The following is a 21,353-nucleotide window of genomic DNA, read 5'->3' on the forward strand; positions in this document are numbered from 1 at the left end:
TGAGGCACCCCCACCTAACCTCCCCCTGAAAAAGGGGGAGGGGCCGATCCAGCGCACCAAAGCCCTCAGCGATACCCTTCTACTCCTCCCCCTTTTTCAGGGGGAGGCCGGGTGGGGTGACTTCGATCTGGCTCAAAACCAGGGATTTTCCACCATCGGCCAGATGTCCTTGCGGGCCTTGCGGTAATTGGTTTCCGCCGGGCGGTTGGGATAGGGCTTTCCCGCCGAGCAATAGACGATTTCCGAGGCGATCTTGGAGAACGAATCGTAGAAATGGTTGGTCGACTTGATCAGCAGCACCTTGCGGCTGGTCGGATCAATGCCCAGGGCCGAGAACAGGCTGGGGTCGAAACTCTGCGCCCGGGTGGAGTTGAGGATGACGTCGATGCCGTCGAAATAAATCCAGGCCGCATCGCCGAACGGGGCGAAGCTGGCGCCGAATTTCATCTCGGCGTTCTTTTTCAGCGCCTTGATGGTGACGATCTTGTCGATTGGGTTGCCGGTGTCAGGTGCCGACTTGGCACCGAAGCGCAGCGGGATCTGTGCGCCGACGCCGGCGGCGAAACAGATCTGTACCGCGATGGGGTCCCAGATGGTGCCGACTGCCACGTCGGTGGCACCGCGCGCGATCAGTTCGGCGAGAATGACGGTGGCGTCGCCCGCCGTGCCGCCGCCGGGATTGTCCCAGACATCGGCGATGACGACCGGGCCTTTGGTCGCGGCTAGGGCGACATCGACGGCGGTTCTTTCGTCCACCTGGCTGACCATGAAGGTGCCGCGCATGGCATAGAGTTCACGGCCCAGCCGCTCGGCCAGGGCAGCACCCTTGGCGGCGCGGTCATTGGTGACGGCGACCAGCTTGGTGCCCATTTCGGGCACGTCGCCAGCCATGAAGCCGTGCACTACCGACAGCGACAAGACGTCGGGCTCGCTGGCCTCAAGCGCCATCAACTGATCGACGAAACCGCGCATCGGCTGCTTGGAGGTGGGAAACACGTCGATCATGCGGCAATCGAAAATGCTCATGACCGGCTTGACCTCGCCCTTGAGCGTGCGCACCGCAATATCCCAGAGATCGTATGCCCGATCAACGAAATCGGTATGTGGGAATTCCTTGAAATAGACGAAGAAATTGGCCGCCGCAGCGCGCTTGGCGGTCAGATGGCTGTGGGGGTCGAGCTCGGCGCAGACCAGGATGTCTGGTCCAACAATATCGCGTATCCGGGTCAGCAGGTCCCCCTCGGGATCGTCATAACCCTGCGCCACCATGGCCCCATGCAGCCCCATCACCACCGCATCCACGGGCAGCGCCTGGCGCAACTGGCCGAGAATTTCATCGCGCAGCTCTTCATAGGTCGCCTTGGCAACAAGGCCCGCCGGATCGGCCCAACTGGCGCTGCCCTCGATCAGCGTCCAGCCTTCGCGCGCGCACACTGTGCGTCCCACCGTGATCGGCGCCGTGCACAGCGTCGGGGTCGCCGGGTGTTCGCCGGGGCGCGCATAGAGGGAGGCCTCAAATGCCTGCCTGTCGATGGCAATGGGCGAAAAGGTGTTGGTTTCGGTGGCGAGGGCGGCAGTGAAGATGCGCACGGCAGGATTTCCGGAGCTCAAGGCAAGGGCGGACGCCAAGCGGGGCGCCGACACCACGCTAGCAAAACTCCATGGCGCATTCACGTAAGAAATTTACATTGTGCCGCGCAGATTTCGCCCAATTCACCCTGAAATAAGCTATTCTTGCGGTGATTTAAGAAACTGACTTTCAAAATATCAGGAGTGAGCCCATGCCGATCAAGCGTTACGGAGCCGAAAAGTCGGGAGCCGGTGGCCAGAACCTGCCTTTCGCCCGCGCCGTGGAAGCCGGTGGCTGGCTCTATGTTTCCGGCCAGGTGGCGATGAAGGATGGCGAGATCGTCAAGGGCAGCATCGTTGATGAGACGCATCTGACGATTAAGAACGTGCTCGCCATTCTCGAAGAGGCTGATTACGGGCTCGAACATGTGGTGCGTGTCGGCGTCTGGCTCGACGATCCCCGCGATTTCTGGAGCTTTAACGGCATCTACAAGAGCTATTTTGGCGAACATCCGCCGGCCCGCGCCTGCGTACAGAGCCGCATGATGGTCGATTGCAAGGTCGAGATCGACCTTGTGGCCTATAAGGGGCCGTAAGGCCGAGACAAGCAGCGAGACCGCGCAATGAGCCAGAACTCCCCTTTTCGCCTCGATGGCAAGACCGTGCTGATCACTGGCGCCGGGGGTGGCATCGGCCGCTCACTGGTCGCCGCCTTCCAGGCCGCCGGCGCGGCTGTGGTTGGTGCCGACCGGAAAGCGTCCATGCTCGAGGGATTGTCGCTGGTCCGGCAGGTCCTGTTCGATCAGGCCGATAGCGCGGCGACACGCGCTGCCATTGCCGCCGATATCGCCGCCCATGGCGTGGTCGATGCGGTGGTCTCCAATGCCGGCTTCACCCGCGCCGAGCATTTCGGCCAGGTCGATGATGCGGTCTGGGCATCGGAAATGGCCATCAATCTCAACGGCGCCTATGCGCTGACCGACCCGATCGTCAACGCCATGGCGGCGCGCGGGCGGGGCAGCGTGGTGTTCATTTCCTCGGTCAATGCGCTGCAGCATTTCGGCAATCCCGCCTATGCGGCGGCAAAGGCCGGGCTCGTCGCCTATGCCAAGGCGATCGCGGTCGAGCGGGGCGGCGAGGGCGTGCGTGCCAATGTGGTGGCGCCCGGTTCGGTGCGCACTCCGGCCTGGGATCATCGCCTGGCGGCCGATCCGAGCCTTCTCGACAACGTGCTGCCGCATTATCCGCTGGGGCGCATGGTGACGCCTGTCGAGGTGGCCAATGCGGCTCTGTTCCTGTGCTCGGACGCCGCCTCTGGTATTACCGGCACGGTACTGCCGGTCGATGCCGGCCTGACCGCCGGCAATCTGCGCTTTGTCGATGACGTCCTGAGGGGAAAATGACCGCTATCGCCGATCTCGAAACGCCCTGCGTGCTCATCGATCTCGACCGGGTCGAGGCCAATCTCAAAAAGGCGCAGGCCTTTGCCGACGCTGCCGGGCTGAAACTGCGGCCCCATATCAAGACCCACAAGCTGCCGCGCTTCGCCAAGCGGCAGCTGGAGCTGGGCGCTGTGGGGATCACCGTGCAGAAGCTGGGCGAGGCCGAGGTGATGGCCGATGCCGGCATTGACGATATTCTCCTCACCTTCAACATTATCGGCGCTGCAAAGCTGGCGCGCCTCAAGGCGTTGCATCAGCGGGTGACCATCCGCGTCGTGGCCGATAGTGCTGCTTCCGTCGATGGGCTTGCCGCTGCTTTCACCGACCCATCCCATCCGCTCGGCGTGTTCATCGAATGCGACACCGGCATGGGGCGCTGTGGCGTGCAATCGCCCGAGGGTGCGCTGGACCTGGCACGCCGGGTGCTGGCCGCGCCGGGCCTGAAGCTGGCCGGGCTGATGACCTATCCGGCTGCTGGAAAATATCGCGAATCCGCGCAATGGCTGGCCGACGCCAAGGCGCTGTTCGACCGCGAGGGCATCGTTCTGCCCGAGATCACCACCGGCGGCACGCCCGATATCTGGCACGCAGACGAAGCCGGGGTCGCGACCGAATATCGGCCCGGTACCTATATCTATATGGACCGCTCGCAGGTCGCCGCCGGGGCCGCCAGCTATGATGATTGCGCCCTCACCGTGCTGGCGACCGTTGTTTCCCGCCCCACGGAAAACCGCATCATCATCGATGCCGGCTCCAAGACGCTGACCAGCGACCTGCTGGGGCTGACCGGCCACGGCTATGTGCTCGGCTATCCCGAGGCGCGCATTGTCGACCTCAGCGAGGAACACGGCACGCTCGATTTCTCGGCCTCGGCGAGCAAGCCCAATATCGGCGACACAATCCGCATCATCCCCAACCATTGCTGCCCGGTCAGCAATCTCTTCGATGTCGTCAATCTGGTGCGCGGCACGGAACTGGTCGAGACCGTGCCGGTGGCGGCGCGGGGACGGGTGGATTAGCTCCGCTCGAAGCCGCGTTTGAGTTCCCAGTCGGTGACGCGGCGGTCATATTCGAATTGTTCCCAGTCGGCGGTGTGGGCGTAGTGGTTGACTACGTCCTGCCCAAAGGCTTCGGCCAGCATGGTGCTGGATTTGAGCGCCGCGGTGGCATCGCGCAGGGTCTTGTGCACTTCGCGAAGTTTTTCGCCCGAATAGGCATCGCCGGCAAAGGCCGGTTCGAGCGTCAGCTTGTCCTCGATGCCCTTGATCCCGGCGGCAAGCAGCGCGGCAAAGGCGAGATAGGGATTGAGGTCGGCGCCGCCGATACGGCATTCGACGCGGATGCCCTTGGTGTTTTCTCCGCAAAGGCGGAAGCCGGCCGTGCGGTTGTCGCGGCTCCAGATCGCCTTGGTCGGCGCGAAAGTCCCGACCTGGAAGCGTTTGTAGGAATTGATGTAGGGCGCGAGGAAATAGGTGATGTCGCCGGCATAGGTCAGCAGGCCCGCCATGAACTGTTTCATCAGCTCGGACATGCCGAATTCGTCGCTCTCGTCGATGAACTGGTTCTTGCCGTCCCTGGCCAGCGACATATGGATATGGCTCGATGAACCGGCCAGGTCATAGGCCCATTTGGACATGAAGGTCACCGCCTTGCCATGGGCGAAGGCGATTTCCTTGGTGGCGTTCTTCAGCACCACATGCCGGTCGGCCATGACCAGGCTCTCGGCATAGCGCACATTGATCTCTTCCTGGCCCGGACCCCATTCCCCCTTGGAATTCTCGATCGGAATGCCGGAGGTGTGCAGCTTGTTGCGCAGGTCGCGCATCACATCCTCTTCCTTGGTGGTCTGGAAGATGTGGTAATCCTCGATATAGTAGCCAGCGGTCTTGAGGTCGCGATAGCCTTTGTCGAAGGCGGTGCGGAAGCTGTCGTCGAACAGATAGAATTCGAGCTCGCTCGCCATATTGGCGCTGAGCCCCATGGCCTCGAGCCGGGCCAGCTGTTTTTTCAGCACATTGCGCGGGGCATGCGGAATGGGGGTGTGGTCGTGATGGTCGAGCAGATCGGCGATGACCAGCGCCGTGCCCTCGAGCCAGGTGCATTGCATCAGCGTGGAGAGGTCTGGCTTCATGACGAAATCGCCATAGCCCTTGCCCCAATTGGCGGCCTCGTAACCGGGCACCGGCTCCATGTCGATATCGTCGGCGAGCAGGTAGTTGCAGCCATGGGTTTCTTCCAGCGCGCCCTCGAGGAAGAATTGCGCCAGGAACCGTTTGCCGATCAGGCGCCCCTGCATGTCGGGGAACGCCACCAGAACGGTGTCGATCCGCCCGGCCTCAACATCCTCCCGCAATTTTTCCAGCGAATAGGCGCCCATCGGTCAGTCCACTTCTTCTTGTGTTTTTTGGTCCTGCTGTGCCCGGTCGCGCGGACGCGGCCGGGCGGCTCGGGGAGGAGGATCAGTAGCGATAGGGCGCGCCGGCCTTTTCCATGTCGGCATTATATTGCTTGATGATTTCGACCACGCGCGCGCTGCGCTCGGACTGGGCGGCGATTTCGTCCCAGAAGGCGACGGCGTCGGTTTCGACCTGCTTCCACTCCGCTGCCGGGATGGTGGTCAATTCGAGATTGCCGTTGATGCGGTAGCTGGCTTCACCGGCCCAGTACCAGTGCTGGCGGTAATAGTGGGAGCTGTCGATCATCATGCGGTAGAGCTGCTGCAGATGCGGCGGCAGCGCATTCCACTTGTCGGAATTGACGAAATAGGACCCGGCCCAGGCGCCCGAGAGCGGATTGGTCAGGTAGTATTTCAGCACATTGGCCCAGCCCACCGTGTGCAATTCGGTAATGCCGCACCAGCAAATACCGTCGAGTTCACCGGTCTGCAGCGCCGGCTCCACGTCTTCATAGGGCAGCGACACCGGAATGACGCCGTAGCGCGACAGGAACTGCCCGGCGGTGGGGAAGGTATAGACGCGCAAGCCGCGCAGATCCGCCAGCGAATTGATGGGCTTGGTGGTGCCGAAATTGCATGGGTCCCAGGCGCCGGTCGACAGCCAGGTGACGCCGGGGATTTCGGCATAGGCTTCTTCCCAGATTTCCTTGAGGCCGCGCCAATGCCAGAGCGCCGGCACGTCGAGCGAGTAGCGCGAGGCGAGCGGGAAATAGGCACCGAATACTTTTACGTCCACCGGGGCAGCGGCTGAGTCGTCGTCCGACTGGGCGGCGTCGATGGTGCCCTGCTGGACGGCGCGGAACAGCTCGCCATGCGGCACCAGCTGGTCGGCGGTATAGAGTTCGATTTCCATCTCGCCATTGGCGGCGGTGTTGAACCATTCGATGGCATTGGCCACCACATGCTCGGCCAGCGCCGGTCCGGCATAGGTCTGCAGGCGCCAGCGAATGGGCGCCTGGGCCCGCACATGCGGCATGGCCAGGGTAGTGGCGCCGACGGCGCCGGCGGTGGCAAGGCCCGCCCGCTTGAAGAATTCGCGTTTGTTGATCTTGGTGGTATCGCTCATTTCAGTCGTTCCCTTTCATTGAAATGTGCCGGACGGCGCCCCTCAGCGACCGTGTCCCTCCCGGCGGTGTACCCACTCGCAATAGGTGGTCAGCTCCTTTGCTGTCTGTCTCAGCGGCCCGTCACCAAGCGGGGCAACCAGAGCGCGATTTCGGGGAAGATCATGACGATGATCATCGAGAGCACCATCAGAAGAAAGAAGGGCCAGATCGAGCGATAGATATCCATCAGGCTGATCTCGGGCGGCGCCATGGCGCGCATCAGGAACAGGTTATAGCCGAAGGGCGGGGTGATATAGGCGATCTGGCAGGTGATCGTGTAGAGGATGCCGAACCAGATCGGGTTGAAGCCCAGCGAGATGACCAGCGGAATATAGAGCGGCGCGACGATCACCAGCATGGCGGTATCGTCGAGAAAAATGCCCAGCACGACGAAGCTCAAAAGCATGACGATCAGGATGCCCCAGGGATCGAGCTCCCAGGTGTTGAGCAGGAGATTGCTGATCGCCTTGATCGCTCCCAGCCCGTCATAGACCGAGGAAAAGCACAGCGCCGCCATGATGATCCAGAGGAACATGCACGACACCAGAAGCGTGTTGCGCGTCGCCGATTCCAGGATTTTCCAGTTGAGCCTACGGGTGAACAGCGCCGCCAGCGTCGCGAGCAAGGCGCCAACCGCCGAGCTTTCGACCAGGCTGGTAATGCCGGTGAGAAACAGGCCCATCATGGCGCCGAAAATGCCGACCGGCAGCAGGCCCTCGCGCAATAGCACCAGCTTTTCCGACGTCGACAGGGCCCGGCGTTCTTCTTCGGGCAAAGCAGGGGCGAGCTCGGGCTGAATGCGGCACCGAATATAGATGTAAAGCGCGAACAGCGCCGCCATCATCAGGCCGGGCAGAATGCCGGCCAGCCAGAGCTGCATCACCGGCTGGCGCGCGATCATCGCATAGAGCACCAGCACCACGCTGGGCGGAATAAGAATGCCGAGCGACGAGCCGGCCTGGATGACGCCTGTCACCATCACCTTGTCATAGCCGCGGCGCAAGAGCTCGGGCAGGGCGACGGTGGCACCGATGGCCATGCCGGCGACCGAAAGCCCGTTCATGCAGGAAATCATCACCATCAGCCCCACCGTGCCGATGGCGAGACCGCCCCGCATCGGCCCGAACCAGACGTGGAACATGCGGTAGAGATTGGAAGCGATGCCGGTTTCCGACAGCATATAGCCCATGAAGACGAAGAAGGGCACGGTGATCAGCGGGAACCAGTTCATCACCTGGATGGCGGCGTTGAATGGCATTTCCGCTGCGCCATTGCCCCAGAGCCAGAGCGCCGCGGCAGAGCCGACAAAGCCGATGACCCCGAACACCCGCTGCCCCGTCATCATCAGCAGCAGCATCGAGGCGAACATGAAGAACGTGATCAGTTCCGAGCTCATGCGATCGGCTTCCCGCGGGCGATAGCGATGTCTTTGAAGAGATTGGAGATAGCCTGCAGCAGCATCAGGAAGATGCCGATGGTCATCAACAGCTTCACCGGCCACATGGGCGGCGACCAGGACGAATAGTTCTTCTGGTTATAGGTGATGGCGTATTCGGTGCTCGACCAGCCGCCGCGCACCATCACCACGAGATAGAAGATGACGAACAGGATGGTGATGACATCCACCATGGCCTGCCGCTGCGGCCGCAGCTGGCCATAGAGCAGGTCCATGCGCACATGGGCGTTTTCCTGCATGGAATAGGCGGCGCCGATGAGGAAATAGGTGGCCAGGAGGAACTGAGTCATCTCCAGTGCCCAATTGACCGGCATGCCGGTCAGCAGGCGCGAAAAGGTGGAATAGAGCTGGATGCCGCCCATGACGAACAGCAGATACATGGCGACGCGGCCGATGGCCCGGTTCACCCGATCGACCAAGTGCACATAGAGCCGGATCACTTTCGGCATGGGCTACGTCCTTGTCGCGGGCTTATGGTCATTGCGCCTCTATCCCTGCCTGAGGGCCTGCCGGGCCCGAGCGAGGCAGCGGCCGAGCCGTTCGGCCCATTGCGCCACCCCATCGGGGGTCTGGATTTCGTCATTGCGCAGCTCGATCATGGTGGCGTCGAGCCCCCTGATATCACCGTGTTTTTCAAGGGTGAGCGTCACCCCGTTGAGTGCCGCATAGGGCTCGTTCCAGCCCACATTCATCTCCGGCGCTTCGCCTTTGAGCGCCTCGAACAGGGCGCGGGTGAAGCGCTGATCGGTGCCGTGGATCAGCCCGATCGGCCAGGGGCGGGCCTTGCCGAGATAGACCGGGGTGAAGGAATGAACGCAGACCAGGATCGTCTCGCGACCAGCCTGTTGGCGTTCGGTCAGCACCGCGTCGATGGCGGCGTGATAGGGCTGGTGGTAGTTCGCAATTCGAAACTGCCGCTCGGATGCAGAGAGATTTTCATTGGCGGCGATGCGGGTGGCTTCCGATAGCGTCCAGATCAGGTCGGGCGCGTCGTGATCGCGATTGGCGTCGATGATCAGGCGCGACACCGTCGATTCCACCAGGGGCGCATCGAGTAGATCGCGCAATGCTTGGCTGAGCGGCAGGGCACCGGGGTCCCAGGCGATGTGGCTCGCCCGTTCGGCATCGGTGAGGCCGAGATCGCCATATTGGGGCGGGATGCGGTTGGAGGCGTGATCGCAGACCAGCACGAAGGGCGAGATGCCCTCCCTGTTGCTGACGATCACTGCCGGCTCCCCTGCCGCGTCCATTTGCCGATGGCCCCCAAGCGTTAACTTCTGTAACAGTAGTTGCATAAGCGCGAAATCTGTCAATGCTGAAACGAAACATTCAGGAGCCGCGATGGACGGCAAGAGCGTTGCAGGCCGCATTCACGATCTCAATGACCAGTTGACGGCATCAGGCCGCAAGGCGGCGCGGGGGCTGTTGGGGAACTATCCGCTGCTCGGGCTGGCGCCGGTCGCCGAGTTCGCCGAGGCGGCAGGCGTGAGCGCCGCCAGCATTGTGCGCTTCGTGGCGCAACTGGGGTTCAGGTCTTATCCCGAATTCCAGCGCGCCCTGCGCGACGAATTGGAGCAGCGCTCGAAATCACCGCTTCAGCGCGGCGCGGCGCCCGAGGGCGAGCCTAGCGATGGGGCATTCCTTGCGCGCTATCTGCATCAGGCGCAGACCCGGCTGGCCGATACGCTCCGCCATATTCCCGAATCCGAATTCGAGGCGGTGGCCATGCGTCTAGCGAGCGGCAAGGGTGCCTGCTACATGATGGGTGGGCGGTTTACCGATTTTCTCGCCGGCTATTTCGAGGCCCATATGCGGGTCATCCGCCCCGGCCTGCGCCGTTTCGATGGCCGCCCCGCCACCCGCGCCGATCAATTACTCGATGTGCGCGCCGGGGATATGGCGATACTGTTCGACGTCCGCCGCTATGATCCGGCGGTAGCCGATGTGGCGGCGGTGCTGGCGCGCCACCGCGTCGATATCGTGCTGATCACCGATGAATGGCTGAGCCCGGCGGCCCGCCATGCGCGCTATGTGCTGCCCTGCCACACCCAGACCGGTCGCGCCTGGGATGCCAATGGGGCTTTGTTCGGCGTGGTCGAGGCGCTGATCGCGCGGGTGACGGAACAGTCCTGGTCCACCGCGAGCAAACGCATGCGCGCGGTGGAAGATCTCTAGGCCTCAGAACACGCGGCCTTCCTGTTCCTGCATATAGGCGATTTCTTCGGACGTACTGTCGCGACCCAAAGCGGCATTGCGGAAGGGGAAGCGGCCGAAGCGGGCAATGGTGTCGCGATGGGCGATCATGAACTCCAGCGATTTCTCGTCGCCGTGCAACTCGAACAGCCGTACGCCCTCGTTCTGGACCACCAGCGATTCCGCATGCATGTAGGGCATGTAGAAGAAGGTCGCCCAATCGCGCTCCACCGCGTCATCGGCGCCCATCGCCACCGCTTCCTGCGCCAGTGCCAGCGCCATCTTGTCCTGGGCGAAGGCGACGGGGCTGTTGCGATGCAATTGCCGCGACAGCTGGTCGAGCACGACGATTTCGGCGAGGCGACCTTCGGGCGTGGCGCGCCATTCCCAGGCTTCGCCGCGCGCCACCTGGCCATGCAGTTCGCCGAAGCGCTCGGCACATTTGGCGTCGAAGGCGGGCTCGCCGCCGAACCAGTCTTCGTAGCCGTGATCGACAAACCAGAATGCGATGAAGTTTTCCGGTCCCTGCATGACGCTCTCCGCTGACAGTAAAATCGGCGCCACCTTGGAGGCGGCAGCCCAAGCTGTAAAGCGCCGGGGACGGCCTTTGTTCCCCGTCTTCCCGCTTGCGCGCGGCGGAAGGACGCCCCTATCCGGCGCAGCGATTTCGTGATTTGCTGGCGCCTGCAAACGAGGAGACTCTGTGATGCTCAGGGGTTTTGTTCTGACGCTGGCACTGCTCGCCGGTACCGGCGCTGCCATGGCCAATTGCTATGAGGGCCTGGGCTGCGACGACAGCGCCTATTTCTCCAAGCCGCAGCTGCGCCAGTTGTCCTGCCAGTCGCTGTGGGAAGTGCGCAACATGATCTACCAGCAGAACGGCTATTGCTTCCAAAGCGATCGTGCCCGCAAGGTGTTCAGCAATGCCGGCTGCTGGATCAACGATCAGGGTGCGGTCAAGCTCAATGTCTATGAGCGCAAGAACGTGGCCACTATTGCCGAGGTCGAAAAGTCGCGCGGCTGCAACTAGAGCCCCAGCCGCGCCACGAGAGCAGGCCATTGGGCTAGGAGAGCGTCGCGGGCGCGAAGGCCTCCGCTTTTTTCGTGCCGGGCCTCGTCCTGGGCCAGCCGCGCAAAGACCAGGCGCTTGCCGTCCTTTTCTGCCCAGCCGACATACCAGCCCCAGCCCTTGGCATAATCGAAACTGCGGTCGGCGCGGCGCGGATAGGCCGAGCCGGTCTTGCCCCACAGCGTCCAGTCCGCCTCCGTGCCAGCGCTTTCAACCAGACTGATCGCACCGCTCATCGCTGCCGCTGATACCGGCAATTGCCCCTCGATCAGCGCGGCGGTGAACCCCGCCTGTTCCAGCGGTGAAATCTTGAGCGAGGAGGAAATCCAGGCGCGTTCGAGGCCATTGTCGAAGCCGGGATCGCCGGAGAAATCGGCATTGCCGAAACCCAGCTTGCTCAAATAGTCGCTGAGCCGTTCCGCACCGAGCTGCCGCGTCAGCCGCTGCGAATACCAGACCACCGAATGGCGCATCCAGCCTGCAGGATCGACATCGCCCTTCCAGGGCGCGCCGCCCCAATCGGGCTCGCCGGGCTTGAAGGTCATCACCGGTTCGCTGCGAGAGAGCAGCAGGCCTGCGTCGAACCCTATCACCGCCAGCGGAATCTTGAAGGTCGAGGCCGGCGTGACCCGGCTCTCGCAATCGCCATCCGCCAAGAGCACGGTGCGGCTGACCGGATCGGCCACCAGCGTGCAGATATCGCGCGCCAGCGCCGGTCCCGCGCCCACCGCCAGGATGAGCGCGGCCACGACAGTCGTCAGTTTCGGCAAGACCATGGGCTAGACGCGCCCCTCCAGCGCCCGGTCGAAGATGTCGAGTGCGCGCGCCTTGGTCAGCTCGATGGGATTGCCGCCCGCCGTCGGATCGACAATGGCCATGTCGCCGATCTTGTCGCGCTTGCTGTCGTCCACCTTGAAGTCCCGCAAAGTATGCGGAACCTCGAGCCGCAAACGCAGCCCGATCACAGCGTGCAGGAAAGCGTCGAAATTGGGGGCGAGGCCAAGATAGGCCGCAAGCCGGGCGATCCGCCCTTCGATGGCAGACTGGTTGACCACCAGAACATAGGGCATGAACACCGCATTGGTCATGCCGTGATGGGTGTCGTAGAGCGCGCCCACCGGATGGCTCAGGGCGTGAATGGCCCCGAGCCCCTTCTGGAACGCTGTCGCGCCCATGGCCGCCGCGCTCATCATATGGCCGCGCGCCTCCACGTCATTGGGATTAGCCGCCACCTTGGGCAGGTTCTCAAAAACGAGGCGAATGCCTTCGACTGCGATGCCATCGGCCATCGGGTGATAGCCGGGCGCGCAATAGGCCTCGAGGCAATGAGCCAGGGCATCCATGCCGGTGCCCACGGTGATGAAGCGCGGCATGCCCACGGTCAGTTCAGGATCGGCGATGACGATCTTGGGCATCATCAGCGGATGAAAGATGACCTTCTTGGTATGGGTGGTCTCGTCGGTGATCACCCCGGCGCGGCCCACTTCGGAGCCGGTGCCGGCGGTCGTGGGTACGGCAATGATGGGTAGGATGCCCTTGGGATCGGCGCGGGTCCACCAGTCCCCGATATCCTCGAAATCCCACATTGGCCGCGTCTGCCCGGCCATGAAGGCGATGACCTTGGCGGTGTCGAGACCGGACCCGCCGCCAAAGGCGATGACCCCGTCATAGCCGCCCTCGCGCAATACCTTGATGCCGGCTTCGACATTGGCCGAAATCGGGTTCGGCTTGACCTCGGCAAACAGCCCGACATCGACGCCGGCATTGCGCAGCAGTGCCAGCGTGTTCTGCGTCACCGGCAGATTGGCCAGCCCCGCATCGGTGACCAGGAGCGGCTTGCTGATCCCGGCAGACTTCAGCGCCTCGGGCAATTCGGCGATGCGGCCGGGGCCGAATTTGACGGCGGTTGGGTAATTCCAGTTGGCTTTTGTCATTTTGTGCCGTCTCTCATTGAGCCTTGAGGTGAAAGCTTTTGGGCTGGGTCAAATTGGCATAGCCGATTTCGCTCAGCGCCCCGCCCTTGCCGGTGTCCTTGACCCCGGTCCAGACCAGCGCCGGATCGAGGTAATCGCAACGATTGGCAAAGACCGTGCCGGTCTCGATTTCGGTGCAGAGGCGGGCCGCAGCATCGAGATCGGCGGTCCAGACCGAGGCGGTGAGGCCATAGGGGCTGTCATTCATCAAGGTCACGGCCTCGGCGTCGTCGGCCACCTTCATGATGCCGACCACCGGTCCGAAACTCTCCTCGCGCATGACGCTCATCTGGTGGTTGACCCCGGTCAGCACTTCCGGCGCCAGCCAGGGCGAGCCGGCCTGGTCTTTGGCGTGCCGCGTGTTGAGGTGCCGTGTGGCGCCGCCGCGCACGGCCTCCTCGGTCTGCTGGCGCACCAGATCGGCGAAATTGCCGCGCGCCATTGGCCCGACAATGGTGTCGGGATCGAGCGGATCGCCCAGCGTCCAGCCTTTGGCCTGGGCAATGAAGCGCTCGACGAAGCCGTCATAGGCGTCCTCATGCACATAGATGCGCTCGACCCCGCAGCAGGACTGCCCGGAATTGAAGAAGCTGCCATCGACGAGGTTTTCCGCCGCATAATCAAGATCGGCATCGGCGCGCACATAGGCGGGGTCCTTGCCGCCCAGTTCCAGCCCCAGCGTGGCAAAGGTGCCGGCGGCGGCCTTTTCGATGCGCCGCCCGCCTTCCACCGAACCGGTGAAGTTGATGTGGTCGATCTGGCCCGAGCCAATCAGCTTTTCGGTATCGGCATGGCCGAGCACCAGGTTCTGGAAGAGGCCTGCAGGTAGCCCCGCGGCCGCGGCGGCCTGGGCAAAGCGCTCCCCGGCGAGCAGGGTCTGGCTGGCATGTTTCAGCACCACCGCATTGCCGGCGACCAACCCCGGCACGATGGAATTGGCGGCGGTGAGGAACGGGTAGTTCCAGGGCGCGATTACCATGACGACGCCCATCGGCTCGCGGCTGATATAGCGCGTAAAGCCCGGCTTGTCGGGGCGCATCGAAGGCGCCAGCGAGGCCTCGGCGATAGCCAGCATGTGGCGCGAGCGTTCTTCCACCCCGCGCTTTTCGCCGCCGAAGCGCACCGGGCGACCCATCTGCCAGGCCAGTTCGGGCACGATCTCGTCATTCATGGCCAAAAGCGCATCGACCATGCGGCCGACGGCGGCGACGCGCTCGGCGACAGGCACGGCGCGCCAGGCACGTTGTGCCGAGCGGGCGCGGGTCATGGCGCTGTCGATTTCGGGTGGGCTAGCCAGCTGGCGCGTGGCATAGACCCGGCCATCGACGGGGGAAATGATCTCGACGCTATCGGACATGCAGAACTCCCTGATGCGCCAATTACTATCGATCCAACGCCGCCGCGCAAGCTGGGCCGAATGTGATAATGCATGAGCGTGCCGCCCGCCTTTATGATGCCGCCCGACCCATTGGAGCCGATATCGTAGTGTCCTTGCCCCGTTCCTATTTCGATCGGCCGGTGACCGATATCGCGCGCGAACTGATCGGCGCCGGTCTTTTCGTCGCCGGCGTGGGCGGGCGGATCGTAGAGGTCGAGGCCTATGACGCCACCGATCCTGCGTCGCACAGTTTTCGCGGCCCCACCCCGCGCAATGCCGCCATGTTCGGTCCGGCGGGGCATGCCTATGTCTACAAGATCTACGGTATCCATTTCTGTCTCAACATCGTTTGCCAAAAGGGCAGCGCTGTGTTGATCCGCGCCCTCGAGCCCAGCGAGGGTGTCGGGACGATGGTGGAGCGGCGCGGGCTGATGGGCGAGAAGCAACTTTGCTCCGGCCCCGGAAAGCTCGCGCAGGCGCTGGGCATCGGTCTCGGTCATAACGGAATGCCGCTCGACGCCTTTCCCTTCGAAATCCGGGCAGCGGAGCAGGAACACGCTATCGGGGTGGGCGCGCGCATCGGCATCACCAAGGGCGCCGAGACGCCCTGGCGCTTCGTGCTTCAGGGATCGCCGTTCCTCAGTCGCCCCTTGCGTTGAAGGCGCTGGAAATTAAGATCAGGCGAAGGCCAGACCGGCGCGCTGTCCCTGCTGCCACACGACGCGGCAGGGCTCCATCGAGTGGCCGAACAGCACATAGAACTGGCTGGGCAGATGGCCGCCATTCCATTCCACCATCGCGCCCGAACGGGTCAGATTGGTAATGGTGAGCGGCATGCGCTCCAGCCCACTATCCGAGACAGCGGTGGCGGCGATGCGGACGATTTCGCGGTTTTGACGACGGCGTTCCATGGCTCAAGAAATAGGCCGGATCGGTTAGCTGAAAAGTGCCGATACCAAAGCGATTTGATGCAAATTGTAACAATCGTCACAGGGGCGCCCGGTTGCCACACTCGCCCCGCCATGATTCAACAGGCGCGTGGAAGCCATTGAGTCTCTAGATCTGTTCTCGCCCCATCGCCACGAACGGCCCTCGCCGCTCATGGTGCTGCGCGATATCTTTGGTCATCGCAGCTTTCGCGGCCAGCAGGCCGATGTCGTCGATCACCTGGTCGGCGGCGGGGATGCGGTCGTGCTGTTTCCCACCGGCGCGGGCAAGTCCATGTGCTTCCAGATACCGGCCATCTGTCGGCCTGGCGTTGGTATCGTGGTGTCGCCGCTGATTGCGCTGATGCGCGACCAGGTCGAGGCGCTGAAACAGGCGGGCGTGGCGGCCGCTGCGCTCAATTCCTCGCTCTCGCCGCAGGAATCGGCCGAGGTGCGCCGGCAATTGCGCAATGGCGAACTCGACCTGCTCTATGTGGCGCCGGAACGGGTGGCGACCCCCGGCTTTGCCAATATGCTTTCCGGCATCGAGATCGCGCTCTTTGCCATCGACGAGGCCCATTGCGTGAGCCAGTGGGGCCATGATTTCCGCCCCGAATATCGCGAGCTCATCCATCTGGTTGAGCTCTATCCCGGCGTGCCGCGTGTCGCCCTCACCGCTACTGCCGATCCCACGACGCGCGAAGACATTATCGAACGCCTGGGGCTGGAACAGGCGCGGGTCTTCACCACCAGCTTCGACCGCCCCAATATTTCCTATTCCATCGTCGAGCGCGACAAGCCGCGCGAGCAATTGCTGGATTTCCTGGCCGGCCACAAGGGCGATAGCGGCATCGTCTATTGCCTTTCCCGCGCCAAGGTCGAGGACATCGCCGACTGGCTGAGTGGCAAGGGTATTCGCGCGCTGCCTTACCATGCGGGCATGTCGGCCGAATTGCGCAGCGCCAACCAGGATGCCTTTCTCAAGGAAGAAGGGCTTTGCCTCGTCGCGACCGTGGCCTTCGGCATGGGCATCGACAAGCCCGATGTGCGCTATGTCGCCCATATGGACCTGCCCTCCTCGATCGAGGCCTATTACCAGGAAACCGGTCGCGCCGGGCGCGATGGCCAGCCCGCCGATGCCTGGATGAGCTATGGCATGGCCGATGTGGTGCAGCGCCGCCGCATGATCGACGAGGGCAATGCCCCCGACGAGATCAAGCGGCTCGAACACGGCAAGCTCAATGCGCTGCTGGGCGTCTGCGAGACGGCCTCCTGCCGTCGCCAGGCTATCCTGGCTCATTTCGGCGAGGTCTATCCCCAGCCTTGCGGCAATTGCGACACCTGCCGCTCGCCGGTGGAAAGCTGGGACGGCACCGAGGCGGCAATCAAGGCATTGGCCGCGATCTACCGCACCGGCATGCGCTTCGGCGCGGCCCATGTCATCGACGTGCTGGTGGGCAAGGAAACAGAAAAGGTGCTGCGCTTTGGCCATCAGCACCAGAAGGTCTTTGGCGAAGGTCGCGATCTCGATGCCAAGGCCTGGCAGTCGGTGGTCCGGCAATTGACGGCCATGGGGCTGATCGTGGTCGATCACGCCAATCATGGCGCGCTCACGCTCGGCGAAGGCGCCCGCGCGGTGTTCAAGCATGAGCGCCGGGTGACCCTGCGCAAGGATCGGCCGAAGAAGTCCATCGAGATCAGGCGGGCCCTGGCGCGCTCGGTCGATGTGCCCGAGCATGCACGGCCACTGTTCGAGGCTTTGCGTGTCGAGCGCACGCGTCTGGCCAAGGCGCAGGGCGTGCCGCCCTATGTCATCTTTCATGACAATACGCTCAAGGCCATGGCGCTGGCCCGGCCCACCCATCCGCACGACATGCTGAACCTGCCGGGCGTGGGGCAGGGCAAGCTCGACCGCTATGGCGACGATTTCCTCACCGTCGTGCGCAATTTCGAAGGCTGAACATGTCCGGCATGGCCCCTGAAATGACAGAACAGCGGGCCAGGCGCCCGCGCATGCCGGTGATCGATATCGTCCGGGGCGTCGCCATTATCGCCATGATGGCCTATCACCTGTGCTGGGACCTCTGGTATTTCGGCTTCATCACTGCCGATGTGGGCTTTGATCCGCGCTGGGTGTTCTTCGCCCGCTCCATCCTCTTCGCCTTCATCTTCCTTGCCGGCGTCGGGCTCGTGCTCGGCCATGGCGAAGGCATACGCTGGCGGCCCTTCTGGCGACGCTGGTTGCTGGTCGCGGGCGGGGCGGTGCTGATTTCCATCGGCACCTATGTCACTTTCCCGGACAGCTTCGTCTATTTCGGCGTGCTGCATGCCATCGCGCTGTTCAGCCTGTTCGGCCTGCCCTTTCTGTTCACGCCGCTCTGGGCGACGGGGCTCGCTGCACTGGCGCTGATCCTGCCGCCGTTATTTTTCGTTCATAGTGCGTTCAACCAGAAGGCACTGTCCTGGCTCGGCTTCTGGGACGTGCCGCCGCCGGCCAATGATCTGGTGCCGGTCTTTCCCTGGTTCGGCGTGGCGCTGCTGGGGATTCTGGCCGCTCGTCTGGCCAGGAAAATGGGCCTGTTCGAGCGCCTCGCCACCATACAGCCGCACAATCTGCCGGCCAGAATCCTCGGCTTCATGGGCCGTTGGAGCCTGGTTATCTATCTGGTGCATCAGCCGATTTTGCTCGGGATCATCGCCCCGCTTGCCGGGGTGACCGGGGTGCAGCAGCAAAGCCAGGAGGTACAATTCCTCTCCTCCTGCCAGGCCACCTGCGAAGCCACCGACACCACCGCAGCGCTCTGCGCCAACTATTGCCAGTGCGGGCTAGAGGGGATCAAGCGCGACGATCTGTGGGAGCCGGTCTTTACCGGCCTCATCTCCGCCGGCGACCAGGCCAAGCTCGAAGCCAATAATCGTCAATGCTCGGCGCTGATCTATCCCGAGCTTGACACCCCAAATCCGCAGTGAAAATCTTAGTTTCTAGAGGAGTTTAGCATGGCCGAGTCTGAAGAACGCATCGCCGTATCCACCTGGTCGTTGCACCGCCTGCTGGGCTCGACCTATCCGCACGATCTCACCACCGATGCGGTGGGCGAGATGGTCGAGACCTATGGCGAAGGCAGCGAATCGCTGCTCGGCCTGCCTTCGGTGCTGGCCAATCACGGCTATAAGCGGCTCGAAATCGTCTCCTTCCACCTGCGCAGTCGCGACCCGATCTATCTGGGCGAATTGCGCAACCAGCTCGACGTCGCGGGGGTGAACCTGCAGACGCTACTGATCGATGCCGGCGACATCACCGATCCCGTCAACGGCGCGCGCGACACGCGCTGGATTGCCGGCTGGATCGAGGTGGCAAATCAGCTGGGCGCCGAGAATGCCCGCATCATCGCCGGCCAGCAGGCGCCGACCCCGGAGACCATTGCCCGTTCCGCCACGGCGCTCCGTCAGCTTGCGGCTGGGAATGCCGGCTCTTCGGTGCGTCTCGTCACCGAGAACTGGGGTAAGCTCTTGATCAATCCCGAGGCGGTGCATGCCCTGCTCGACCAGACCGAGGGTCAGATCGGGCTACTGGCCGATTTCGGCAACTGGTCCGGCGAAGACAAATATGAGGCGCTGCGCTCGATCTTCCCGCGGGCCTCGCTCTGCCATGCCAAGGCCAATTTCGTCGATGGCCAGCTCGATGAGCTCGACTATGGCCTCTGCGTGCAGGCGGCCGAAGAGGCCGGCTACAAGGGCCCCTACACGCTGATCTTCGACGCCGAGCATCCGCATGAATGGACCGGTCTCGAACTCGAGCGCGAACTCATCGAGACGCGGATCGCCTGATCCCAGGTTGCCTGCGCTCAGGCGGAGGGCAGATAGGTCTCGTCGCAGAGCTGGATAAAGCTCTTCATCGCCGCCGACAGGGGGCTCGACTTGCGTCGGGCCACCAGAAGCTGGCGCATGGCCCAAGTCTCGGCCAGGGGTGCGCAGACAAGGTCGGTGCCGGCGAGGAGATGGAGGCTCGTCGAGCGCAGGAAGCCGATGCCGAAGCCGGCCTCAACCATGCGCACCAGCGCCGGAAAACTCTCGACCCGCAGGGCTTCGTCGAGCGGGCGCCCCGCCTTGGCTGCCGCTTCCGCCAGCAGCCGATCGAGCGAGCCGCTGTGATGCACGCCGACTATGGCATGGGGCGTGACCGCATCAAACGACAGCGATTTGCGCGGTTCGATCTGGGCGGAGAGCGGATGATCCGGTGGGGCCAGCACCCAGATTCGCTCGTCTTCGAAGGGGCGGATGTCGAAGCGGGTGAAGTCGTAATTATCCGAGACGATAGCGACATCGGCACGGCCTTCGTCGAGCGCCAGCAATGCCTTGGCCGCGCCCATTTCGGCAATGGCGATATCGATGCCCGGATACTTGCCGGCATAGCGGGCCAGCAGCTCCGGCAGGCGGCCGGTGAGAGCCGAACTGGTGCAGGCCAGGCGCAGGCTGCCGCGATGGCCCGAGCCGAAATCGGCCATGACGGCATCGAGATCGGCAATGGCGCGCAGCACGGTGCGGCAACCTTCGGCATAGGCTTCGCCGGCTGGTGTCAGCTTGACGCCATGGGCGGAGCGGTCGAACAGGACCACGCCCAGCCGGGCCTCGAGATCGGATACCCGCCGGCTGACGGCCGATGAAGCAATGCCTTCGCGCTCGGCGGCGCGGCCGATCGAGCCGGTCTCGGCCAAAAGCAGAATGAGGCGTGCAGTTACGCTGTCGAAAGGTGCCATGTCGTCTCCCACCGGCACCATAGCGATCACCAGCCCAGGAGCAAGGACAAGCCGCGCAGGAGATAAAAAATGCCGATGGCGGTGACCACCCAGCGCGTCCAGCGGCGGAAATTGTCGTCGGTCATACGCTGGAGAATATGGTAGCCCAGATTGGTGCCGGCGATGGCGAAGGGCGCGGCGATCAGCACCAGCATCCAGTCGCCCGCGACCATGGCCGAGGCGGTGGAGCCGTAAAACACCACCTTGGACGCGTGCGAGACCACCTGGGTGGCGGCCTTGGTGGCGATCACTTGCGGCGGTCCATCTGGGTGCGGATGAAGAAGATGTCGACGGTGGGGCCGGAGACGCCGACCGCGAGGTTGAGTCCGCCGCCGAAGAAGCCGCAGAGCAGGGCATGCAGCGGCTTGCTGGCATCGAGCGCCAGCCAATGCTTGGGAATCCACACCAGGATCGGCATGAGGCCAATGGCGATGCACACCGTGGCCAGGTCGGGAATGTAGCGCACGAGATAGAGAAGGACGGCTGCGCCCAAAAGGCCGATGCAGATCATGCCGAGAATGCGCCAATCGATGAATTCGCGCGAGAACCAGGCCCGCGAGCCGTTGGCGACGATCTGGATCGCGCCCTGCACCGCGATGGCTGTTGCCACCGGAAGCAGGGTCAGCAATACCGCCAGCAGCACCAGGCCGCCCGCCATGCCGAATATGCCCGAAAGGGTCGATGTCAGCAGGACGGCTATAGCAACTGTGATGCCCAGTCCAAGACTTGTCATGGCGATGCCTCCATGTCTCTGGATGGGCCAAACGGCGTCTCCGAGCCAGCGCCGCTTCGGCATGGGCCCATGCCTGGAGGCTGGGCGTCATATCTGCGTTTTTCTACAGATTGCGTCTTGAATGGTAGGTGAAATGCGCATTTTATAGGCGGCGTAGGTTTAATTTGCCCGATTCCCGGTCGCCGGTTTCCGCGCCCCTTCGGGTCCCACTTATTGACGTCTGGATACTCCCTTGGTTTCCCTCAAGGCTGGCCGCG

23 protein-coding genes are annotated in these 21,353 nt (G+C 63.3%); 9 read left to right on the forward strand and 14 right to left on the reverse strand.

Going from position 1 to position 21,353, the window contains the following annotated elements:
* Positions 1–132: 132 nt before the first annotated feature.
* Positions 133–1,590: a M81 family metallopeptidase gene (locus DEVEQU_RS02820; protein ID WP_126149059.1), complete on the reverse strand. Its 1,458-nt coding sequence runs from the start codon at positions 1,588–1,590 to the stop codon at positions 133–135.
* A 191-nt stretch (positions 1,591–1,781) separates the two neighbouring features.
* On the opposite strand from DEVEQU_RS02820, the gene DEVEQU_RS02825 reads away from it, so the two are divergent.
* Genes DEVEQU_RS02825 through DEVEQU_RS02835 form a run of 3 tightly spaced genes read left to right on the forward strand, consistent with a single transcriptional unit; the run spans position 1,782 to position 4,030 of the window.
* Positions 1,782–2,165, forward strand: coding sequence for a RidA family protein (locus DEVEQU_RS02825; RefSeq protein WP_126149060.1), 384 nt, complete (start codon positions 1,782–1,784; stop codon positions 2,163–2,165).
* 27 nt (positions 2,166–2,192) lie between these two features.
* On the forward strand, positions 2,193–2,972 hold the full coding sequence (locus DEVEQU_RS02830; protein ID WP_126149061.1) for an SDR family oxidoreductase: 780 nt from the start codon (positions 2,193–2,195) through the stop codon (positions 2,970–2,972).
* Positions 2,969–4,030 (forward strand): D-TA family PLP-dependent enzyme, encoded by a 1,062-nt coding sequence (locus DEVEQU_RS02835; protein ID WP_126149062.1) that lies wholly within the window; start codon positions 2,969–2,971, stop codon positions 4,028–4,030. Before DEVEQU_RS02830 ends, DEVEQU_RS02835 begins: the two co-directional genes overlap by 4 nt.
* Here DEVEQU_RS02835 and DEVEQU_RS02840 read toward each other — a convergent pair.
* The 5 genes from DEVEQU_RS02840 to DEVEQU_RS02860 form a co-directional block, all read right to left on the reverse strand.
* The gene (locus tag DEVEQU_RS02840) at positions 4,027–5,388 is read right to left on the reverse strand and encodes a glutamine synthetase family protein (RefSeq protein WP_126149063.1); all 1,362 of its coding nucleotides are present in this window, start codon (positions 5,386–5,388) and stop codon (positions 4,027–4,029) included. The two genes, DEVEQU_RS02835 and DEVEQU_RS02840, sit on opposite strands and share 4 nt — an antisense overlap.
* Positions 5,389–5,470: 82 nt before the next feature.
* Entirely contained in the window at positions 5,471–6,532 is a 1,062-nt protein-coding gene (locus tag DEVEQU_RS02845; protein ID WP_126149064.1) for a TRAP transporter substrate-binding protein, read from the reverse strand.
* A 110-nt stretch (positions 6,533–6,642) separates the two neighbouring features.
* Entirely contained in the window at positions 6,643–7,968 is a 1,326-nt protein-coding gene (locus DEVEQU_RS02850) for a TRAP transporter large permease (RefSeq protein WP_126149065.1), read from the reverse strand.
* Entirely contained in the window at positions 7,965–8,477 is a 513-nt protein-coding gene (locus tag DEVEQU_RS02855) for a TRAP transporter small permease subunit (protein ID WP_126149066.1), read from the reverse strand. The genes DEVEQU_RS02850 and DEVEQU_RS02855 overlap by 4 nt, the downstream gene beginning before the upstream one ends.
* Positions 8,478–8,516: 39 nt before the next feature.
* Entirely contained in the window at positions 8,517–9,254 is a 738-nt protein-coding gene (locus tag DEVEQU_RS02860; RefSeq protein WP_223214080.1) for an N-formylglutamate amidohydrolase, read from the reverse strand.
* 115 nt (positions 9,255–9,369) lie between these two features.
* On the opposite strand from DEVEQU_RS02860, the gene DEVEQU_RS02865 reads away from it, so the two are divergent.
* The gene (locus DEVEQU_RS02865) at positions 9,370–10,203 is read left to right on the forward strand and encodes a MurR/RpiR family transcriptional regulator (protein ID WP_164550209.1); all 834 of its coding nucleotides are present in this window, start codon (positions 9,370–9,372) and stop codon (positions 10,201–10,203) included.
* Positions 10,204–10,206: 3 nt separating this feature from the next.
* On the opposite strand, the gene DEVEQU_RS02870 is transcribed toward DEVEQU_RS02865, so the two are convergent.
* The gene (locus tag DEVEQU_RS02870; protein WP_126149069.1) at positions 10,207–10,752 is read right to left on the reverse strand and encodes a DUF924 family protein; all 546 of its coding nucleotides are present in this window, start codon (positions 10,750–10,752) and stop codon (positions 10,207–10,209) included.
* Between the two features lie 175 nt (positions 10,753–10,927).
* Here DEVEQU_RS02870 and DEVEQU_RS02875 point away from each other — a divergent pair, with 175 nt between their 5' ends.
* Positions 10,928–11,251 (forward strand): YARHG domain-containing protein, encoded by a 324-nt coding sequence (locus DEVEQU_RS02875; RefSeq protein WP_126149070.1) that lies wholly within the window; start codon positions 10,928–10,930, stop codon positions 11,249–11,251.
* Here DEVEQU_RS02875 and blaOXA read toward each other — a convergent pair.
* The 3 genes from blaOXA to DEVEQU_RS02890 are packed head-to-tail and all read right to left on the reverse strand — an operon-like array spanning position 11,248 to position 14,620.
* The gene (gene blaOXA / locus DEVEQU_RS02880; RefSeq protein ID WP_126149071.1) at positions 11,248–12,066 is read right to left on the reverse strand and encodes a class D beta-lactamase; all 819 of its coding nucleotides are present in this window, start codon (positions 12,064–12,066) and stop codon (positions 11,248–11,250) included. The genes DEVEQU_RS02875 and blaOXA overlap by 4 nt on opposite strands.
* A 3-nt stretch (positions 12,067–12,069) precedes the next feature.
* On the reverse strand, positions 12,070–13,224 hold the full coding sequence (locus DEVEQU_RS02885) for an iron-containing alcohol dehydrogenase (RefSeq protein ID WP_126149072.1): 1,155 nt from the start codon (positions 13,222–13,224) through the stop codon (positions 12,070–12,072).
* A gap of 13 nt (positions 13,225–13,237) precedes the next feature.
* A complete protein-coding gene (locus DEVEQU_RS02890; RefSeq protein WP_126149073.1) occupies positions 13,238–14,620 on the reverse strand; it encodes an aldehyde dehydrogenase family protein in 1,383 nt (460 codons plus the stop codon).
* 134 nt (positions 14,621–14,754) lie between these two features.
* Here DEVEQU_RS02890 and DEVEQU_RS02895 point away from each other — a divergent pair, with 134 nt between their 5' ends.
* Entirely contained in the window at positions 14,755–15,300 is a 546-nt protein-coding gene (locus tag DEVEQU_RS02895; protein ID WP_223214086.1) for a DNA-3-methyladenine glycosylase, read from the forward strand.
* 18 nt (positions 15,301–15,318) lie between these two features.
* On the opposite strand, the gene DEVEQU_RS02900 is transcribed toward DEVEQU_RS02895, so the two are convergent.
* Positions 15,319–15,552, reverse strand: coding sequence for a hypothetical protein (locus tag DEVEQU_RS02900; RefSeq protein WP_126149075.1), 234 nt, complete (start codon positions 15,550–15,552; stop codon positions 15,319–15,321).
* Positions 15,553–15,742: 190 nt separating this feature from the next.
* On the opposite strand from DEVEQU_RS02900, the gene recQ reads away from it, so the two are divergent.
* The 3 genes from recQ to DEVEQU_RS02915 are packed head-to-tail and all read left to right on the forward strand — an operon-like array spanning position 15,743 to position 19,395.
* Complete coding sequence (recQ, locus tag DEVEQU_RS02905) at positions 15,743–17,527, forward strand: DNA helicase RecQ (protein WP_126149199.1); 1,785 nt, start codon at positions 15,743–15,745, stop codon at positions 17,525–17,527.
* A gap of 2 nt (positions 17,528–17,529) precedes the next feature.
* The gene (locus DEVEQU_RS02910) at positions 17,530–18,537 is read left to right on the forward strand and encodes a heparan-alpha-glucosaminide N-acetyltransferase (RefSeq protein WP_126149076.1); all 1,008 of its coding nucleotides are present in this window, start codon (positions 17,530–17,532) and stop codon (positions 18,535–18,537) included.
* A 27-nt stretch (positions 18,538–18,564) separates the two neighbouring features.
* Entirely contained in the window at positions 18,565–19,395 is an 831-nt protein-coding gene (locus tag DEVEQU_RS02915) for a sugar phosphate isomerase/epimerase family protein (RefSeq protein WP_126149077.1), read from the forward strand.
* 17 nt (positions 19,396–19,412) lie between these two features.
* Here DEVEQU_RS02915 and DEVEQU_RS02920 read toward each other — a convergent pair whose 3' ends face one another.
* Genes DEVEQU_RS02920 through DEVEQU_RS02925 form a run of 3 tightly spaced genes read right to left on the reverse strand, consistent with a single transcriptional unit; the run spans position 19,413 to position 21,096 of the window.
* Positions 19,413–20,324, reverse strand: coding sequence for a LysR family transcriptional regulator (locus DEVEQU_RS02920; RefSeq protein ID WP_164550210.1), 912 nt, complete (start codon positions 20,322–20,324; stop codon positions 19,413–19,415).
* A gap of 26 nt (positions 20,325–20,350) precedes the next feature.
* Positions 20,351–20,614, reverse strand: coding sequence for a hypothetical protein (locus tag DEVEQU_RS19995; RefSeq protein ID WP_206437777.1), 264 nt, complete (start codon positions 20,612–20,614; stop codon positions 20,351–20,353).
* Positions 20,611–21,096: a TSUP family transporter gene (locus DEVEQU_RS02925; protein WP_206437778.1), complete on the reverse strand. Its 486-nt coding sequence runs from the start codon at positions 21,094–21,096 to the stop codon at positions 20,611–20,613. Before DEVEQU_RS02925 ends, DEVEQU_RS19995 begins: the two co-directional genes overlap by 4 nt.
* Positions 21,097–21,353 lie beyond the last annotated feature (257 nt).

Source organism: Devosia equisanguinis (genome assembly GCF_900631955.1).
In the GTDB taxonomy this organism is placed as follows: domain Bacteria; phylum Pseudomonadota; class Alphaproteobacteria; order Rhizobiales; family Devosiaceae; genus Devosia; species Devosia equisanguinis.

Excerpts from the sequence above, each read along its gene's own strand:
- DEVEQU_RS02885 (WP_126149072.1), bottom strand. The coding sequence starts at position 13,224 with ATGACAAAAGCCAACTGGAATTACCCAACCGCCGTCAAATTCGGCCCC.
- DEVEQU_RS02845 (WP_126149064.1), bottom strand. The coding sequence starts at position 6,532 with ATGAGCGATACCACCAAGATCAACAAACGCGAATTCTTCAAGCGGGCG.
- DEVEQU_RS02840 (WP_126149063.1), bottom strand. The coding sequence starts at position 5,388 with ATGGGCGCCTATTCGCTGGAAAAATTGCGGGAGGATGTTGAGGCCGGG.
- DEVEQU_RS02900 (WP_126149075.1), bottom strand. The coding sequence starts at position 15,552 with ATGGAACGCCGTCGTCAAAACCGCGAAATCGTCCGCATCGCCGCCACC.
- DEVEQU_RS02925 (WP_206437778.1), bottom strand. The coding sequence starts at position 21,096 with ATGACAAGTCTTGGACTGGGCATCACAGTTGCTATAGCCGTCCTGCTG.
- DEVEQU_RS02890 (WP_126149073.1), bottom strand. The coding sequence starts at position 14,620 with ATGTCCGATAGCGTCGAGATCATTTCCCCCGTCGATGGCCGGGTCTAT.
- DEVEQU_RS02910 (WP_126149076.1), top strand. The coding sequence starts at position 17,530 with ATGTCCGGCATGGCCCCTGAAATGACAGAACAGCGGGCCAGGCGCCCG.
- DEVEQU_RS02920 (WP_164550210.1), bottom strand. The coding sequence starts at position 20,324 with ATGGCACCTTTCGACAGCGTAACTGCACGCCTCATTCTGCTTTTGGCC.
- DEVEQU_RS02865 (WP_164550209.1), top strand. The coding sequence starts at position 9,370 with ATGGACGGCAAGAGCGTTGCAGGCCGCATTCACGATCTCAATGACCAG.
- DEVEQU_RS02870 (WP_126149069.1), bottom strand. The coding sequence starts at position 10,752 with ATGCAGGGACCGGAAAACTTCATCGCATTCTGGTTTGTCGATCACGGC.
- DEVEQU_RS02875 (WP_126149070.1), top strand. The coding sequence starts at position 10,928 with ATGCTCAGGGGTTTTGTTCTGACGCTGGCACTGCTCGCCGGTACCGGC.
- DEVEQU_RS02855 (WP_126149066.1), bottom strand. The coding sequence starts at position 8,477 with ATGCCGAAAGTGATCCGGCTCTATGTGCACTTGGTCGATCGGGTGAAC.
- recQ (WP_126149199.1), top strand. The coding sequence starts at position 15,743 with ATGGTGCTGCGCGATATCTTTGGTCATCGCAGCTTTCGCGGCCAGCAG.
- DEVEQU_RS02835 (WP_126149062.1), top strand. The coding sequence starts at position 2,969 with ATGACCGCTATCGCCGATCTCGAAACGCCCTGCGTGCTCATCGATCTC.
- DEVEQU_RS02825 (WP_126149060.1), top strand. The coding sequence starts at position 1,782 with ATGCCGATCAAGCGTTACGGAGCCGAAAAGTCGGGAGCCGGTGGCCAG.
- blaOXA (WP_126149071.1), bottom strand. The coding sequence starts at position 12,066 with ATGGTCTTGCCGAAACTGACGACTGTCGTGGCCGCGCTCATCCTGGCG.
- DEVEQU_RS02915 (WP_126149077.1), top strand. The coding sequence starts at position 18,565 with ATGGCCGAGTCTGAAGAACGCATCGCCGTATCCACCTGGTCGTTGCAC.
- DEVEQU_RS02850 (WP_126149065.1), bottom strand. The coding sequence starts at position 7,968 with ATGAGCTCGGAACTGATCACGTTCTTCATGTTCGCCTCGATGCTGCTG.
- DEVEQU_RS02830 (WP_126149061.1), top strand. The coding sequence starts at position 2,193 with ATGAGCCAGAACTCCCCTTTTCGCCTCGATGGCAAGACCGTGCTGATC.